16 protein-coding genes are annotated in these 15,794 nt (G+C 67.3%); 12 read left to right on the top strand and 4 right to left on the bottom strand.

The features are described from left to right. Window positions 1-612: 612 nt before the first annotated feature. The 4 genes from M1D40_RS17645 to M1D40_RS17630 are packed head-to-tail and all read left to right on the top strand — an operon-like array spanning window position 613 to window position 6,349. Window positions 613-1,440 (top strand): alpha/beta fold hydrolase, encoded by an 828-nt coding sequence (locus M1D40_RS17645; protein WP_341394454.1) that lies wholly within the window; start codon window positions 613-615, stop codon window positions 1,438-1,440. Next, on the top strand, window positions 1,427-3,058 hold the full coding sequence (locus M1D40_RS17640; protein ID WP_461169691.1) for a PAS domain-containing sensor histidine kinase: 1,632 nt from the start codon (window positions 1,427-1,429) through the stop codon (window positions 3,056-3,058). Before M1D40_RS17645 ends, M1D40_RS17640 begins: the two co-directional genes overlap by 14 nt. Window positions 3,059-3,085: 27 nt before the next feature. After that, window positions 3,086-3,739, top strand: coding sequence for a TetR/AcrR family transcriptional regulator (locus M1D40_RS17635; protein ID WP_461169690.1), 654 nt, complete (start codon window positions 3,086-3,088; stop codon window positions 3,737-3,739). Window positions 3,740-3,784: 45 nt separating this feature from the next. Beyond that, window positions 3,785-6,349 carry an MMPL family transporter gene (locus M1D40_RS17630; RefSeq protein ID WP_341394451.1) on the top strand — a complete coding sequence of 855 codons (2,565 nt, stop codon included), beginning with the start codon at window positions 3,785-3,787 and terminating at the stop codon, window positions 6,347-6,349. A gap of 86 nt (window positions 6,350-6,435) precedes the next feature. Here M1D40_RS17630 and M1D40_RS17625 read toward each other — a convergent pair whose 3' ends face one another. Together M1D40_RS17625 and M1D40_RS17620 are read right to left on the bottom strand one after the other, a co-directional pair. After that, a complete protein-coding gene (locus tag M1D40_RS17625) occupies window positions 6,436-6,906 on the bottom strand; it encodes a hypothetical protein (RefSeq protein WP_461169689.1) in 471 nt (156 codons plus the stop codon). A gap of 63 nt (window positions 6,907-6,969) precedes the next feature. Beyond that, window positions 6,970-7,464: an NUDIX domain-containing protein gene (locus tag M1D40_RS17620; RefSeq protein ID WP_461169688.1), complete on the bottom strand. Its 495-nt coding sequence runs from the start codon at window positions 7,462-7,464 to the stop codon at window positions 6,970-6,972. Between the two features lie 210 nt (window positions 7,465-7,674). On the opposite strand from M1D40_RS17620, the gene M1D40_RS17615 reads away from it, so the two are divergent. The 7 genes from M1D40_RS17615 to M1D40_RS17585 all read left to right on the top strand — a co-directional run bounded on the left by M1D40_RS17615 (window position 7,675) and on the right by M1D40_RS17585 (window position 12,463). Continuing rightward, window positions 7,675-8,568 carry a Rieske (2Fe-2S) protein gene (locus M1D40_RS17615; protein ID WP_461169687.1) on the top strand — a complete coding sequence of 298 codons (894 nt, stop codon included), beginning with the start codon at window positions 7,675-7,677 and terminating at the stop codon, window positions 8,566-8,568. A gap of 39 nt (window positions 8,569-8,607) precedes the next feature. Then, complete coding sequence (locus tag M1D40_RS17610; protein WP_461169686.1) at window positions 8,608-9,468, top strand: phosphotransferase family protein; 861 nt, start codon at window positions 8,608-8,610, stop codon at window positions 9,466-9,468. 138 nt (window positions 9,469-9,606) lie between these two features. After that, a complete protein-coding gene (locus M1D40_RS17605; RefSeq protein WP_461169685.1) occupies window positions 9,607-10,080 on the top strand; it encodes a hypothetical protein in 474 nt (157 codons plus the stop codon). Beyond that, on the top strand, window positions 10,077-10,631 hold the full coding sequence (locus M1D40_RS17600; protein WP_461169684.1) for a hypothetical protein: 555 nt from the start codon (window positions 10,077-10,079) through the stop codon (window positions 10,629-10,631). Before M1D40_RS17605 ends, M1D40_RS17600 begins: the two co-directional genes overlap by 4 nt. Before the next feature lie 22 nt (window positions 10,632-10,653). Next, entirely contained in the window at window positions 10,654-11,157 is a 504-nt protein-coding gene (locus M1D40_RS17595; RefSeq protein WP_461169683.1) for a GNAT family N-acetyltransferase, read from the top strand. Window positions 11,158-11,174: 17 nt separating this feature from the next. Beyond that, a complete protein-coding gene (locus M1D40_RS17590; protein WP_461169682.1) occupies window positions 11,175-11,468 on the top strand; it encodes a GntR family transcriptional regulator in 294 nt (97 codons plus the stop codon). After that, window positions 11,465-12,463, top strand: a complete 999-nt coding sequence (locus M1D40_RS17585; RefSeq protein WP_461169681.1) for a serine/threonine-protein kinase — start codon at window positions 11,465-11,467, stop codon at window positions 12,461-12,463. The genes M1D40_RS17590 and M1D40_RS17585 overlap by 4 nt, the downstream gene beginning before the upstream one ends. A gap of 82 nt (window positions 12,464-12,545) precedes the next feature. On the opposite strand, the gene M1D40_RS17580 is transcribed toward M1D40_RS17585, so the two are convergent. Next, complete coding sequence (locus M1D40_RS17580) at window positions 12,546-13,088, bottom strand: GNAT family N-acetyltransferase (RefSeq protein WP_461169680.1); 543 nt, start codon at window positions 13,086-13,088, stop codon at window positions 12,546-12,548. Between the two features lie 43 nt (window positions 13,089-13,131). Further along, the gene (locus M1D40_RS17575; protein WP_461169679.1) at window positions 13,132-14,496 is read right to left on the bottom strand and encodes a Cpe/LpqF family protein; all 1,365 of its coding nucleotides are present in this window, start codon (window positions 14,494-14,496) and stop codon (window positions 13,132-13,134) included. Between the two features lie 304 nt (window positions 14,497-14,800). Here M1D40_RS17575 and M1D40_RS17570 point away from each other — a divergent pair, with 304 nt between their 5' ends. Further along, the gene (locus tag M1D40_RS17570; protein ID WP_461169678.1) at window positions 14,801-15,622 is read left to right on the top strand and encodes a DUF1295 domain-containing protein; all 822 of its coding nucleotides are present in this window, start codon (window positions 14,801-14,803) and stop codon (window positions 15,620-15,622) included. The last annotated feature ends 172 nt before the right edge of the window (window positions 15,623-15,794 follow it).

Below are 15,794 nucleotides of genomic sequence, written 5' to 3'. Positions count from 1 at the left end.
GCGGACGCCGGTGGCAAGACTCACCCCTCAGGGGTGAGTCTTCTGCTTCTTCCCACCCTTGCACAGGTGATGCGGGCAGCGCACGCCAAATCCGCGGATATCTTTCTTCTCGGACTGGAACTGCTCCGCTGAAAGGGCGGCACGGTTCGACACCGGTCCCCGCTGCCATTCCGTGCTCTATCTGCGGACTTTTATTCCTAGGCACCGCTGCCCGGAGGGAAAGAGGTGCCGTTAATCACCCAAATGCATTCTTGCCGGGACTTCCGGCTTCCGCGAATTCATCAGGTCAGGTGCGTCGTCCCTGATAGGACGCGTAATGCCTGACATTCATCTGCACCGGAAAGCAGGAAAAGCTTCTGCGGGAAGTCTCCGGAGCAGCAGCCCTGTCTTCTGGCTGGTTCCTTTTCTGTTAGATTTCGATTGGAGCCGCACAACGCCGTAGCCTTCGTTCCGCCGGAACCGGTAAATGCCTGTTCGTCCTTTCTCTGCACCAAAGGTCTCCCTTATGTTCTACAGTGCTTATTCACCTTCCCTTTTCCCTCGTTTCCGTATCCCGGCAGTTCCGGGCGCGAGCCGCCGCGGCACCGCAACCGGATCCGGCAACTGAAGGCCGTGGAGCGCGACAATATCCTGGCCAGAAACAATGTCCGCCTCGTGGGCCCGTCCGACGGTCCGGTACTGATGCTGGCCCAGGGATTCGGGTGCGATCAAGTGGTGTGGCACCGGATTCTCCCGTTTCTGCAGGAGTGCCGGCTTGTCCTCTTCGATCATGCGGGGACCGGAGGTGCAGATATATCCGCGTATTCAGCCGAAAAATACTCGTCCCTGGACGGCTACTTGGAAGATTTGACCGGCATCTTGGACGCCCTGGACCTGCGGGAAGTCACGCTGGTGGGCCACACAGTGGCGGGGATGATGGGCATCGCGGCCGCGGCCGCCGGTAACGCCAGGATCACGCGGCTGGCGCTCATTGGAGCTTCCGCGTGTTACCGCAACATACCGGGTGACAGGTACGCCGGCGGCCTGTCAGCCGGAGACATTGAAAAAATCCTCGAAGCTGTCACCCTGAACTTTCCGCTGTGGGCGGCGGCCATGGCACCGCCCATGACGGGACAGGCGCCCGGATCGGTCCTGGCCGAAGAGCTCACCGCCGCAATCTGCCGGCTCCATCCGGAGTATGTCCGGGACTTCCTGCAGTTGTCCCTGGAAACCGATATCCGCCATTTGCTGCCCGCGGTGCAGATCCCCGTCCTGCTGCTGCAAACACCGGGAGATCCGCTGACCCCGGCCGCCGCCTCCCGCTACCTCCACGAGAACCTGGCCAGCAGCGTACTCGTCCACCTCAATGCCAAAGGCAACATGCCCCACGTCAGTGCACCCCGGGAAACCGCCGAGGCCGTTCTTCACTACCTGTTCCGCTCCACCCATGTCCTTCCCTGAAATGCACAGTCACGATACCCCGGACAACGGCGGCACCCGGCCAGCCGGCACGCAGGACTATGCGGCGCACTTCCACGCCGCACCGTCGGGCTATCTCGTCACCGGGACGGACGGCACCGTCCTGGACGTCAACGAGACCCTGGCCCGCTGGCTTCAGCTCTCCCGTAAAGAGATCATCGGTACAAGCCTGCTCGAACTGATGCCCGCGGCCGACCGGGTGCTCTACACATCATTCGCGATGGTGCAGCTAGAAGTGACCGGCTGCTTCGACGAAATGGCCCTTACCCTCACCGGCGCCGGCGGTGATCTTCTTCCGATGCTGGTGTCCGGCGTCCGGGACAGCACCCGGGACAGCACAGCGGACGGCGAGGGCGCCTGCCTCGACCGCCTCACGTTTTTCAGTGCACCCAAGCGCACCCGGTTCGAACGCGAGCTGACCGCTGCCCTGCGCAAAGCTGAGGCGGCAGAAGCTGCCCGGGCCGCAGCGGAGGAGCGGCTGCGGCAGAAGCAGCACGCGCTGGAGGCCAAGGACCGGATCCTGCAGGAGAACCTCCTGCTGAGCCGGGAACGGGAGGCACTGCTGGAAACGGTGCTCAACACCGCCGACGTCGGGCTGTTGGTCGTGGACGGAGAGGGCACCACGATTTTGATGAACTCGCATCTGGCCGGCAGCTGGCAGAGGATTGCCGGCGGACCGGGAAATTTGGACGCGCTGGCCGCATTCGGCGCGGACCGCGTCACGCCCCTGCCGCCGGAGAAACTGCCAATCCGGCGCGCAGCCGCCGGCGAAACCTTCACGGATGAAGTGTTGTGGATTGGGACGGGAGAGCACCAGATGGCGGTGAGCGTCTCGGCCCGGCCGGTGGGCGGAGCGCGCGGAGTCTCCGGCTCTGTCCTGTCCTTTTCCGACGTCACCCGGCTCGTGCGTGCCGTCGCAGCGCAGGATGAGTTCGTGGCGAACGTATCCCACGAACTGCGCACGCCGCTGACCTCCATCCTGGGCTACCTTGACCTGGCCCTGGACACTGACGACCTGCCGGAGCATGTGAGCGCCTCGCTCTCCGTGGCAATGCGTAACGCCGAACGTCTTTTGGGGCTGGTGTCCGATCTGCTGTCCGTGGCGTCGGGAACCAAGAAACTGGAACGGAAGAATGTTGATGTGGCGGCGATTGTGCGCGCGGGCGTTCTCTCCGCTGCTCCGCGCGCGGCTGCCGGCGGCGTGAAGATCTCCCTTGATGTTCCCGATTCCGCTCCCGCAGAGGTGGACCCCCGGCGGATGGGGGAGGTGGTTGAGAACCTGTTGTCCAACGCGGTGAAGTATTCGCCCGACGGCGGGACCATAATGGTCCGGCTGCGGCGCGACGGGCTGTCTCTCCTGCTGGAAGTGGAGGATACCGGCAGGGGAATGTCGCCCGAGGAGCAGGAAAAGGTCTTCACCAAGTTCTTCCGCTCCCGCAGTGCGCTTACTGCCGCCGTGCCGGGGGCCGGCCTGGGCCTGGCCATTACGAAGAACATTGTGGAACTGCACGGCGGGAGCCTGACATTCCGCAGCAGCCTGGGGGAGGGGTCCGTCTTTACCGTCCTGCTTCCGGACGGACCGGAAACCAAATTGCACTAAGTGCATCAGTGCACTTAGTGTAGGAGTGTGCTTCCAGAACCCGCCACCGACCGACGCGCTGCCCTCAAAAACCGCCACCGGCAGGCCATCGTGGATGCCGCAGCCGCGCTGATGGACGAACGGTCCGGCACCGACTTCACCGTCGAGGAGCTGGCCGAACGGGCAGACGTGTCACGCCGTACCGTCTTCAACCACTTCTCCTCCCTGGACGACGTGGTTGTCGAAGTGTGCAGTGACGCCCTCGGATCCGTCATAGAAGGACTGGCGGACGTTCCCGTCGGTGACGGCACGAATGCCTCGATGATGGACGAAATGGCGGCTGTGCTCCGCGCGGCGGACCTCGTTGCGCCGCTGGCCTACCTGACCCGGGTGCTTGGCCGCCCCGCCGCGCAGCCGTCGCCCCGACAGGCGCTGATGACGCTGCGGGTGTTCACCGAAGTGAGCAACCTCCTGCTCGCCGCCGTCCTCCTCCGCCGCCCGGACGCCGACAAGCTGGACCTGCACCTGCTGGTCGGCTCCCTCGCCGGCGGCGTCGGGGTCCTCTACCACCACTGGGCCGCCGAAACGGGCGCCGTGGACACGCCCGAGTCCCGGCAGGTCTGGTCCCGCCAGCTGGAGAGGCTGATTGAAGCCGTCCGGTACGGACACTGCGCCGAACTTCCCGCCCGGGATACCGCCTAGCTCCGCCACCTTAAATTTCCCTCCCCACCCCCTGTTAGGACTCTCATGGCTGAATTCCTCTACCGACTAGGTCGGGCGGCTGCGCGCAGGGCGCGCACCGTGCTTGCGGCCTGGATCGCAGTGCTCGTGCTTTGTGGAGGAGCCTTCGCGCTCTTCGGCGGCACGCTCGCAACCGCGTTCTCCATCCCGGATACCCCCACCACCCAGGTCACCGAGCGCCTGCAGGAGAAACTCCCGCAGGCCTCCGGCGGGTCGGGGTCAGTCATAGTCCAGACCGAGGACGGCTCGAGCTTCACGCCCGAGCAGCAGCAGGAAATCTCCGCGCTGGTCACCAAGGCCGCGGAGCTCGACGGCGTGGAAGCCGTCGTCGACCCGTTTGCCACCGAGGCGGAGCGGGCTGCGCAGGCACAGCAGCTGGCCGAAGGCCAGGCACAGATTGACGCCGGCCGCGCCCAGCTGGAGGAGGCCCGGGCCCAGCTCGACGCCGGCCAGGCCCAGTTGGATGAGGCCCGCGCGCAGGCTGAGGCTGCCGGAGCGCCGGCCCAGATGCTCGCTGAGCTGGATGCCCGGCAGGCACAGCTGGACGCCGGCCGCGCCGAACTCGATGCAGGAGCCGAGGACCTAGAGGCGCAGGCTCTGCCCGCGGAGCAGGGTGCCGAGCTGCTGGAGATGGCCAAGGAGATCCGCACCGTCTCCGAAGACGGCAGCGCCGCTGTACTGAACGTGGTCTTCAGCGAAACCCAGATGGAAATCACGCAGGAAACCAAGGACGCCCTCGTGGCAGCCTTCGAAGACTCGCCGATTGACGGAGTGAAGGTGAACTACTCCGCCGACATCTCCGCCGCCGTCCCGAACCTCTTCGGAATCGGCGAGGTCGTTGGTCTGGTGGTCGCCGCCGTCGTCCTGGTGGTCATGCTCGGCAGCCTGGTTGCTGCCGGCCTGCCCCTGCTGACCGCGCTGATCGGCGTCGGTATCGGCGCGCTGGGCGCGCTGGCCTTCTCCGGCGTCGTCGAGATGGCTTCGATCACCCCCATCCTCGGGCTGATGCTCGGCCTCGCCGTGGGGATCGACTATGCGCTGTTCATCGTCAACCGGCACCGGCGCCAGCTCAAGGCCGGGTACAGCCTGCAGGAATCCATCGCGCTGGCGAACGGCACCTCCGGCAATGCCGTGGTTTTTGCCGGCGCCACCGTGTTCATCGCCCTGCTGGCCCTGAACATCACGGGCATCCCCTTCCTGGGCCTGATGGGCACCGTGGGCGCCGCCTGCGTTGCCGTCGCCGTGCTGATCGCCGTCACCCTCACCCCGGCACTGCTGAAGATCGCCGGCATGCGCGTGCTCAGCCGCAAGGAACGTGCTGCCCTTGACGCTCACACCGAAGCTGCCGCAGCAGGCACCGGACGCCCGGAGACCGTAAAGGCCAAGGCCATGGGCACGGGCCGTGCGGTCCTGACCGTGGTTGCCGCAATCGCCGGTCTGCTGCTGATCGCCATCCCGGCGCTGGACCTGCGCCAGAACCTGCCGGACGGCTCCGCCGAAGCACACGACTCCAGCCAGTACCAGGCCTACGCTGCCGTCTCCGAGAAGTTCGGCGAGGGCCAGAACGGCACGCTGCTGGTGGTGGCGGAGGTACCCGATGCCTCCACCGAAGAGGAATCACTGGCCGCCCAGGCCGAGATTGCCCGCACCATCTTCGACCAGGAGGACGTGGCTGCGGTTGCTCCCATCGGATCCTCCGAGGACTGGACCGTATCCGCCTTCCAGGTCATCCCCAAGGAAGGCCCCACCAGCGAATCCACCGAGACCCTCGTGCATACGCTCCGGGATATGTCTCCGCTGAACGGTGAGTACGAGATCGGCGTAGCCGGCTCCGCCAGCGGAAACATCGACATCTCGGACAAGCTGTCCGACGCGCTGCCGGTCTACCTCGGCGTGGTGGTGGGACTCTCGCTGCTCATCCTGATCCTGGTCTTCCGGTCCATCTTTGTTCCGGTCATTGCCACGCTCGGCTTCATCCTGTCCTACTTCGCCGCCCTCGGCGGAGTGGTCGCGATCTACCAGTGGGGCTGGCTCTCCGCCGTCTTCGGTGTGGAGACCCCCGGCCCGATCCTGAGCTTCCTGCCGACCATCCTGGTGGGTATCCTCTTCGGGCTGGCCATGGACTACATGCTCTTCCTGGGCTCGGGAATGCGCGAGGCCTACGCCCACGGGGCGCCGGCACGGCTCGCCGTCGCCCAGGGCGTCCGTGCGGGCCGCTCGGTGGTCACGGCCGCGGCGATCATTATGGCCGCAGTGTTTGGCGGTTTCATCTTCTCGCACAGCACCATGATCCGGCCCATCGGCTTTGCGCTGGCCTTCGGCGTCCTCCTGGATGCCTTCGTGGTGCGCATGCTGCTGATCCCCGCGCTGATGCACCTGGCCGGCGACAAAGCCTGGTGGCTGCCGAAGTGGCTGGACAAGATCCTGCCCGACGTCGATGTGGAGGGCGCGTCGCTGGAGCGCCGCCACCCGCATGTCGAGGGTGCGGACGCCGACGGCGATTCCGGCACGGCGGCTGCACCGCCTGCGGGAACTGCCCGCGGTGCGCACGACGGCGCCGCCACCCGCTGATCCCGGCTGGGCCCGCTGAACGCTCTGGTGCCGTCCTTCTCCGCTGCGGAGGAGGGCGGCACCGCCGGTTAAGTGCGTGTCTCCCGCTAGCGCCCGGGAACGGAATTCACGTGCGGTGCCAGGCAGGCGAGGAGCCGCTCAGCCTCACGGCAGGAGACCAGAACGGCCGTGTAACCGCAGTCGATCCGCACCGACGGCCCGCCCACCAGATATCCGGTTCCGTCCGGAAGGATGCGCAGTCCCATGCCCTCCCGGATCCCGGTGTCCGGCCCGGCGGAGACGGCGGTGATCTCCCGGTAGGGAATCTCCGTGGAGAACATTCCGGCCACCCGGATTTCCATGCCCTTCCCACCCACGGTAATCCTGGCGGTCATCAGCAGGACGGGCACGAAAATGAGCACTATGAAGGCGCCAACCCAGAGGACCGCCGGGTCCGCGTCCAGGGCTGCAGCAACTGTTCCGGCTGCGCTGATCAGTCCCAGAAGGCCCAGGATCAGCCGGTACCGGACCGGCATGCGAGTGCGGAACATGGTTGTTGTCTCGTCCCCCGAAGTCATGCCCCCAGTCTGCCTTACCCTCCCGGCCCTCCCGCCGCACAGCCGCACAGCCGCTACTGACTCTCACCGGGCCTGGAATGCGCCCGTCTGCCGGAACAACTCAAACAGCCGGAGCACTTCGAGCGTCGGCGGATGGGTGGGCGCCGGAACCCGTGTCAGGGGAAAGAAACCGATCTCGTCGACTTCGGCTTCCTCCGGTCTCACCGTTCCTTGCCACCCCTCCAGAACGAAGCACAGGGCGAACGCATGCACCCGGTCACCGTTGGGATACTCCAACTGATGCAGCTGAGGATCGGAAAGACTCGCGAAGGCCACCAGCTCGGCGGGATCCGCCCGGATGCCCGTCTCTTCGAACAGCTCGGCAGCAGCGGCTCCGGCGAAGCTCTGGCCGGGTTCGCAGGCCCCGGCGGGAAGCTCCCAGACTCCGTTGTCGGCCCGGCGCTGCAGGAGTGCGGCGCCGTCAGCCCGCAGGACCAGGACCTGGGCCCCGGGCAGCAGCAGCTGTCGGGAGCCCACTTTTTGGCGCAGTTCCCACACATACGAACCCACATGTCCCATTTCTGCTCCTGACTGCTTGTTTCCGGCAGCACCCGCACCGCCCTTTTGCCGATACCGGCTGGTGGCCAGTATGCCGGGCCGGGCCGGCCGTCTCCGCTCCCGCCCCGCCAAAGGACTCCGCGCCGGAAGCAGCGGCGGCCTTTACTGTGGTGCCTGTGCGGGAGCATGGCTACTCTGGTGAGCACCAGCAGCCCGTCTGAGGAGAGCGCCATGCCACGTCTGCCTTTGGTCACCGTCGCCGACAAGCTCGAGAGGGCAGCGTGGCTCGATCCCGCCGCCGGAACGGTGTCCCGTCTGGTACGCAAGGCGCTGCCGTGGCCGCAGGTAAAAGATGCGCTGCACGGCGTGCCGCTGGGACATCCGCTGCATCCCCTCATGGTGATTGTGCCGCTGGGAGCCTGGGTCTCCGCCGCGGTCCTGGACGTGCTGCCCGGCAATCAGCGCGCAGCCCAAACCCTCGTGGGACTGGGGGTGGTGACCGCGGTGCCCACTGCCCTGACCGGAGTCACCGACTTTTCCCAGCTCGACACCATGGAGCAGCGGACCGGCGTCGTGCACCAGGGCGCCAACGCGGTTGCCACCGCCTTGTTCCTGGGGTCGTGGCTGGCCCGCAAAGGCGGGCATCACGGCCGGGGTAAGATCCTGGCCTTCACCGGACTCGGCATTTCGGGGGTTGGCGGGTTCCTGGGCGGACACCTCTCCTACCGGCAGGGTGCCGGAGTCAACCGCAATGAGGACCTGCCGGAGGAAGTCCCCGAGGGGTGGCACTCCCTGGGGCCGGTGGAGAGTTTCCCGCCGGGCCAGCTGAAGTCAGCCGCGCTTGGCAGCGTTCCCCTGTTGGTTCTCCGGCAGGCCGACGGCGGATTGCCGCCGGACATCTCCGTGCTGGCAGATACCTGCTCCCATTTGGGCGGTCCCCTGCACGAGGGCCATCTTCAGGAAGCCAAGGGAGAGCTGTGCGTGGTCTGTCCCTGGCACGGCAGCACCTTCTCCGTACGCAGCGGCGAAGTGGTGCACGGGCCGGCAACTGCTCCGCAGCCTGCCTTCCGCACCAGGGTTGTGAACGGCCGGCTTGAGGTCAGCCTCACCGGCGAGCAGGAGTAACCGGTCGCTGCCGCCGGCATCGGGGACGGAAAAGACCCGGTGGCCGAGTTTTGGGCCGGGCTGCAGTCCCTCTGGCCGGACCTGGACTGGAACAGGGCGGAGTTCCGGAGCGGGGCGTTCCACCGCGTCGCGGTGCTGGGGGACTCCGCCGTCGTGCGTGTGGCGTTCGGGACCGGGCACGCGGAGAGAACCCGCACCGAAACGGCTAACCTGGCGGCCTTCACCGCGGCGGCACTGCCGTTCCGAATCCCTGCCGTGCTGCGTGAACCATTCCACGGGGAGGGCTGGTCAGCGCAGTTCAACGGCTTTGTTCCGGGGGAGCACCGGCCCCTGGAACGCTGGGAAACAGTGCGGGTTCCGTTGCAGCAGGTGCTCGCGGCCCTGGCCGCCGCGGTTCCACCCTCCGGGGGCGTGCTCCCTCCGGTGCGGCAGTGGTGCGGCGCGGGGAACTGGCCGGCCGTCGTCGCGGGAATCACGGCGGGATTGGCTCCCCGCGAAATCCGAGCGGCAACCCGGGTGGTCGCGGAGGTCCTGGCGGCGGAAGCACTGGTGCCGCCCGGCGTCGTGCATGGAGATTTCGGTCTGCACAACGTGCTCTGGGCCGGCTCGGAAATCTCCGGTCTGGTGGATTTTGACAACGCCTGCCTGGGGGATCCGGCCATGGACCTGGCCCCGCTGGTCGGTGCGTTCGGTGCAGCCGCCGTCGCGGACATTGCCGACGCCGAACTTGTGGCGCGTGCGCAGCTGCACCGGGCGTCCCTGTCCCTGCAGGTGGCCGCCGCCGGACATTTGACCGGTGATTACGACCTGCGCGAATTTGCACTGGGCAACTTCAGCGACCGGTTCCGCAGCGGCACCCTTTACGATCCCGGGCCGCGGGCCGGCGCGCCGGAAGCATGACCGCGGGCGGGGGCTGAGGGGGCGGAGGGTGGCGGAACAGCACGGAACAGCACGGAACAGCGGAGAACAGCGGAGAACAGCGCAGAACAGCGCAGAACAGGGTGCGGCTAGGCTCGGTGCAGGGCAAGGGGGGGCGGAATGCAGGAGCAACCGACGGGGTCGGCCGGAAAAGTCCGGGTGGTGCTGGGCAACTACGGCCTGTTTAAAGGACTGGCCGTTGCCGCAGGGCTGTGGCTGGCGGCCTGGACGGTGCTGTACGTGGTCCTGCTCCTGCAGGAACCGAAACAATCGGGATCGGAGGTCAACCCCTTCGGTATGTGGCTGTTTGCGATGACCATGTTTGGCGGGCTTTCGCTGCTGGTAGGTATTCCCGTGGGCCTGGTGCTGGGGCTGCTGCTGCGCCCCGTGCGCCGGCAATGGATTCATATGGCCGTGTTTTTCGCGGTGCCCTCCGCACTGTTGTGGGCGGTCTTCGGGTTCGACGCGTTCGGAGCCCTTGTTGGTCTCAGTGTCGGGACGGCAGCTGCCGCCGGCAGGCTGTCCGTGTGCCGGGATGTCGAGCTGCTGCCGTCCGCCGGCCCGGAGACCGGGTCCAGTACCGTGGGGGCATGAAGAACCTGCCCCTGTCGCTGACCGTGTCCGCAATTTCCGGAGCCTTCACGCTCCTTCGACCGGCTGACTGGTCTCCGCAGCTTCGCCGTGCCTTTGTTGTGGTCCCGGGGACCCTCGCTGTTGGCGGACTGGCTGCCGTGCTGTTCCGGCCGGCCGGCCGGAACCTGCACGGCACCGCAGCCGGCACCGGAGCCGGCGACGACGGTTCCTCCGGCGCGGAGCCGGACTCGCTTTTCGTTCAGCCGCCCGCGGTGCGCGGCCTGATTACAGTGGGCGACGGCGGTTCCGCCGGCGCGGAAAAGGGTCCGCTTTTCGCCCGTCCGCCTGCGGTGCGCGCCCTGATTGCCGTGGGTGCCGGAGTTGTCGTATGCGGCATCCAGGTGCTGTCACTTCGCCTGGACGAGCGGCTGGAACGCTGGCTGCTGAAGCACCGCGTACCCGCACCCCGATACTGGATGGCCCTCGCTGTAGCGCTCGCGTCCCTGGCCGTGGACCTGATGCAGGACCCGGAGGACGAAAGCGGTCCCGGCGCTCCCGAAGCCCGGCCCTGAGGATCCCGGTAGGCTTCCGCCCATGAACTTCACCCTGAGGACGCCGACAGCCGCTGACGCGCCCGCGCTCGCAGGTGTGCACCACCGCTGCTGGACGGAAACGTACACCGGACAGGTGGACGGCAGTTTCTGGGACGGTTTCACCGCTGCGTCGCTCGTTCCGCTGTGGGAGCGTATCTCAGCCGGGGACTCCCCGCTGCGAAGCAGCGCGCTGGCGGAGGCCGGCGGGGAGCTGGTCGGCCTGGCCATGGCCGGGCCTTCCTCGGTACAGGAACATTCGGCCTTTCCCCCGGTGCGGGAACGGCAGTTGTTCATGCTCTACGTCCTGGCTTCGCACCACGGCACCGGCGTCGGGCAGGCGCTTCTGGAGGCGGTGGCGGGGGAGGGCCCCGCACAGCTGTGGGTGGCAGCCGAGAACCCGCGGGCACAGGCCTTTTACCGGCGCAACGGGTTCCGCCCCGACGGTGCGCAGGTGGCCGGCAGCCCGACGGCGCACGATATTCCCGTTCTCCGGATGGTGCGTTAGCCGTTCGGCAGGGCATCTTGGACGGCTCGCTCGCCAACGGCGAACGGCTGCCCGCCGCGAAAGCTCTCGGGGAGTCACTGGGAGTAAGCCTGCATACCGTCCTGCATGCGTACCAGGACCTGCGCAGCCAGGGACTTATTGAGCTGCGGCGGGGACGGGGAGCGGTTGTCATTGCCCCCGCCCCTGCCGTCCGGGACCACGCGCTGCACATCCTCGATGACGCCGCTTCACAGCTGGCCGGACTTGGACTGTCCGCCGAAACGATCCTTGCTCTCTTCCGCCAACGCCTTGAAAAGGAAACCGCCGTATGACGACCCACCTTTCCGGCCCCCGCATGCAGGAAGACCCGGACCCCCGGTTCTGGCTGGGGGTTTTCCTGCCGAGCGCAGCCGTGCTGCTGGGTGCGCTCGCAGTGGTCGCAGGATGGAGCACACGGCTTCCCGCGGATGTGGCCCAGCAGTGGAACTGGTCCACGGGCGGGGTCACTACGGTCAGTCCTTTATGGCTCAGCATGCTGTCCCTGGCCGTTCCGGCTGCAGCGGTGTTGTTCGTCTTGGCGGTGCTGAAGTGGTCCGGCAGGTTGGCCGGGTGGGGCCGCCGGCTGTCCGTTGGTGTTCTGTCCGGTGTCGCCGTCTTCCTTGCCGCAGCCCTCCCCGCGATGCTCAGCGGCCAGGTGGGCCTTGCCGATCCGCTGCAGGCGCCGGATCCGCGTTCCTCGACGGCACTTGTTGCTCTCCTGAGCCTCGCCTACGGCCTGCTGGCCGCCGTCGTCGCCGGCAGCCGGCCGCTGGCAGCACCGGATTCTGCCGGTGTTCCGGTACCGGCGCTGGATCTGGCTCCGGGGGAGCGCGCCGTCTGGACCACCGCAGCCACCGCCTGGGTGTGCCTATTGGGCGGAGGCATTCCGGGTTTGGCCCTGCTCATCCTCGGGCTGGCTACGCCGCTCTGGTTCCTGGCTGTTCCCGGAGCGGTCCTTCTGGCGCTCGGGATCGTCACCGGACGGTGGACTGTTACGGTCGATAGCCGCGGGCTGACCTGCACCACGCTGCTCGGCCTGGGGCGGTTCCATGTTCCGGCCGGCCGGGGGGCAACTGCCGAGGTGATTACTGTGCGCGGTCCCGCGGAGTTTCTCGGGTGGGGGATCCGGGTTGGCGGAGCGGGCTCCGTTGGTCTGATCTTCCGCAACGGCGAAGCGCTCCGGGTACACGGTTGCGGCGGGAAGAGCCTGACAGTCACGGTTGGACATGCTGCGACGGCCGCCTCGCTCTTCAACGCGCTTGCTGCCCGGAACACGGCGAACCACTAGCCCGTACTGCCGCGCTGTCCTGGGGGCGCAGGGCCCGCTGCCGCTGCCGCGGGCAGCGCGGCGCAGGGCTGCAGCTCCCTGCTCAGGGAAGCTGCAGGTCGATCCGCTGCAGCTCCGGAACCGGGTCGGTGGCCAGCCGAGCGTGGATTTCCACATCGAAGCGGCCGGTGCCGTACCGCAGCTTTTCGCGCTGGATTCCTTCTGCAGCAAAACCGGCGGATTCCGCCACCTTGCAGGACGCCGGGTTGTTGGTCCGGTGGCCCAGCTCCAGGCGGTGCAGCTGCAGTTCGGCGAACGCCCAGTGCGCCAGGGACGCAACGGCCCGCGCCGCTAGCCCCCTGCCCCGCGCCGCCCCGGCCAGCCAGTAGTACGTCCAGGCGGTGCCGTGCCGGACGTCGATGCTGCTGATGCCGGCATTACCCACGGCCGTGCCGTCCCACAGGATGGCCAGATTGCACGCGGTCTGCGGATCCCAGCCCAGATCCTTCCGGATGATGCGCTCCGCGCCGTCGGCTGTTGCGGCGTCCGCACGCAATTGCCGCTCCAAATCGGCACTGTCCCGGTAAGCGGCCGCCAGGGCTCCGGCGTCGGCCTGCTGCCAGGGCCGCAGCAGTACGGAAGTCACCCGCCGGCGCTTCCGGCCGCCGTCGGTAAGCCCCGGCCCCGGCTCACTTGCCGGCCTCGGCTGCCAGCAGGGTGACGGCGTCCTGCGCCGGACCAAAAAAAGCCCCGGCATTGGCCACGTCTTCCGGCGTATCGCTGACTCCCTGCTGCACCACGACAAACCGTTCACCGTCACTGCGCTCCAGGTACCAGGATCCTGCCATCACACCCGGGGCGCTGCCGCCCTTGAACGCGATGTAACTCAAGTCGCCGCCGACCTCCAGTCCCAGACCGTTGTTGGTACCAAGAATCTCGCGCAGCGGTGCTCCGGCTTCCGTCCCGGCCCGCTCCTGCAGGGCCAAATGCACCCGCATCACGTCATCAGCTGTGCCAAACCAGTCCAGGCCCTGCTGCCAGACCGCCGTCGAGACCGCCTCGGCAGGAATATCCAGCACCCCCTTCGGGAGGTTCTCCAGCAGCGCCCGGCGACCCTCGACGTCGGCTTCCGCCCACTGCCCGCGCAGTGACTCCTCCACGCCCCAGCCAAGCTGGAACAGCTCCCGGGTGGTGAGGAACGGCCGGTTGCGGTCCGGGTCGGAATGGCCCGTGTCGAAGAGCGCCTGCTCCACCGCATCGCGGCCCACTGCGTTGATCAGCAGATCCGTGGCCGTGTTGTCGCTGATGGAAATCATCTTCAGGGCCGCTTCGCGGACAGTGACTGCGGTGCCGGCGGGAGCGTCCTGAAGGTCCCCGGAAGGCAGGCTGCGCAGGTCATCGGTGACCGTGAGCGGGCTGTCCCAGCCCAGGGTGCCCGCAGCCACGGCGTCCGTGACCGCGGTCAGCACATAGAGCTTGAAGATCGAGCCCAGCGGCTTGCTTGCCGCTGAATCGATGTCCACAACTGCGGAACCGTCCGCCACGCGGAAGACCGCCAGCCCGGTGCCCTCCGGCAGCGCGGAAACACTGGACTTCAACTCCTCCCAGCCGGCAGCCGGTGTGCGGGCGGGAGTGCCGGGACCGAAGAAAATACCGTTGATCAGGCCGGCCTCATCAACGGACAGCTGCAGGTCCACCAGCTCACCGGTGCTGCCGCTCAGCGTGAAAACGCCCTGCCCGGCGACTGCGTCCACCTTCGCCGGAGTCCACGGTCCCTCCGAACGCACCTGCTCCAGAACTTTCGCCAGTTCCCCGGCGGGCAGGTCCTGCAGAATAACTGCGGCGAAGTTTGCCTCGAATCCGTCGCCTTCCACCGCCGTTTCGGCATTAATCAGGTCCAGGACCCACTGCGCCTGAAGTCCCACCGGGGTGTCAGGCAGCGCGACGGCGGAAGGCAGGGTGGCCGGGGCGGTGGTGCCTGCGGTGCCGGTCGGGTCTGCTGCGGCGTCCTCCTGCGCGCCGGCACCGCTGCAGGCGGTCAGAACGATCAGCAAGGCGGCGGCCGCAGCCGCCGCGGGATGCGGCCTGCCGGGCCGCTTTGTGCCGGACCGCTTTGCTCCGGGCCGCAGGGGTCGCCGGCTCAACGGGTCCTGACGAGGTCGACGGCGTCCTGACTGCATGCTGATCCCTTTCGCTGCATTGAAGCGGCGGCGGGGCCAGATGCGCCTGCAGCCCCCAACTGCCGGTCCGGCTAGGCTAGCAGGCGCGCCCGCAGGGAAGGTTTGAGGTTGCGGCGGTTCACGGGTCCACGGGTCCTGCAGCTTTCCCCGCCGTGTCCCGCGCGCGTATTCTCCAAACATGAACCCGGTCATGGTCTGCCTGTGGATTTTCGCCGCCGTCACCGCCGGAACGTGGGTGCTGTCCCTCGTCACCCGCGAGTACTCCTGGACCGACCGCATCTGGTCGGTGGCGCCCGTGGCCTATGTGTGGGTTTTCGCGGCAGCGGCGGGTTTTGAGGGGCGCCCGGTGCTGATGGCCGTGCTGGTGACGCTTTGGGGAGCCCGGCTGACCTTTAACTTTGCGCGAAAGGGCGGTTATGCGCCCGGCGGCGAGGATTACCGGTGGGGGATCCTGAAAAAACGGCTGAAACCGTGGCAGTTCGCCCTCTTCAATCTCCTGTTTATCAGCGTCTATCAGAACGTCATCATCTTCCTGATGACGCTTCCGGCCCTCACGGTCTACCGGAATCCCGGCCCGCTGAACACGGGGGACTGGATCCTGGCCGTCCTGTTTGCCGTCGCTCTGGCGGGCGAGAGCGTTGCCGACCAGCAGCAATGGGACTTTCACCAGTGGAAGGCCGCCGAGCGCAGGGCGGGCCGCACTCCGCGCCCCGATTTCCTGCAGACCGGGCTCTTCCGCTTTTCCCGTCATCCCAATTTCTTCTTTGAGCAGGCGCAGTGGTGGCTATTTTACGGCTTTGCCGTTGCGGCCACCGGGAACTGGTTCCACTGGACCGTCCTGGGTGCCGTGCTGCTGACCCTGCTCTTTGCCGGATCCACGGTTTTTACCGAGAGTATTTCCCGGGCCCGGCATCCGGGCTATCTGCAGTATCAGCAGCGGACTTCGCCCATCATTCCGCTGCCTCCGCGGCACCGGGCGAGGCCCGCTGAAGCAGGCTGACCGCAGCTCACGGCGACACGCCCCGGCAGCGGTTTGTGCTCCGAAGGGTATTCTCCGCTAGAGTCTCTTCTACAGGTGTTGAATAACCAAGAACACCATCCCCGCGGCGTCCCCCAGCGCCGCGGCATGGAAGGGCTCCGCTTCGGCGGGGCCCTTCCGTGTATCTGAGAGG

The organism is Arthrobacter sp. Z1-15 (assembly GCF_054792395.1).
Note: the sequence above shows the minus strand (reverse complement) of the source record. Positions and strands in the feature narration are given on the sequence as shown.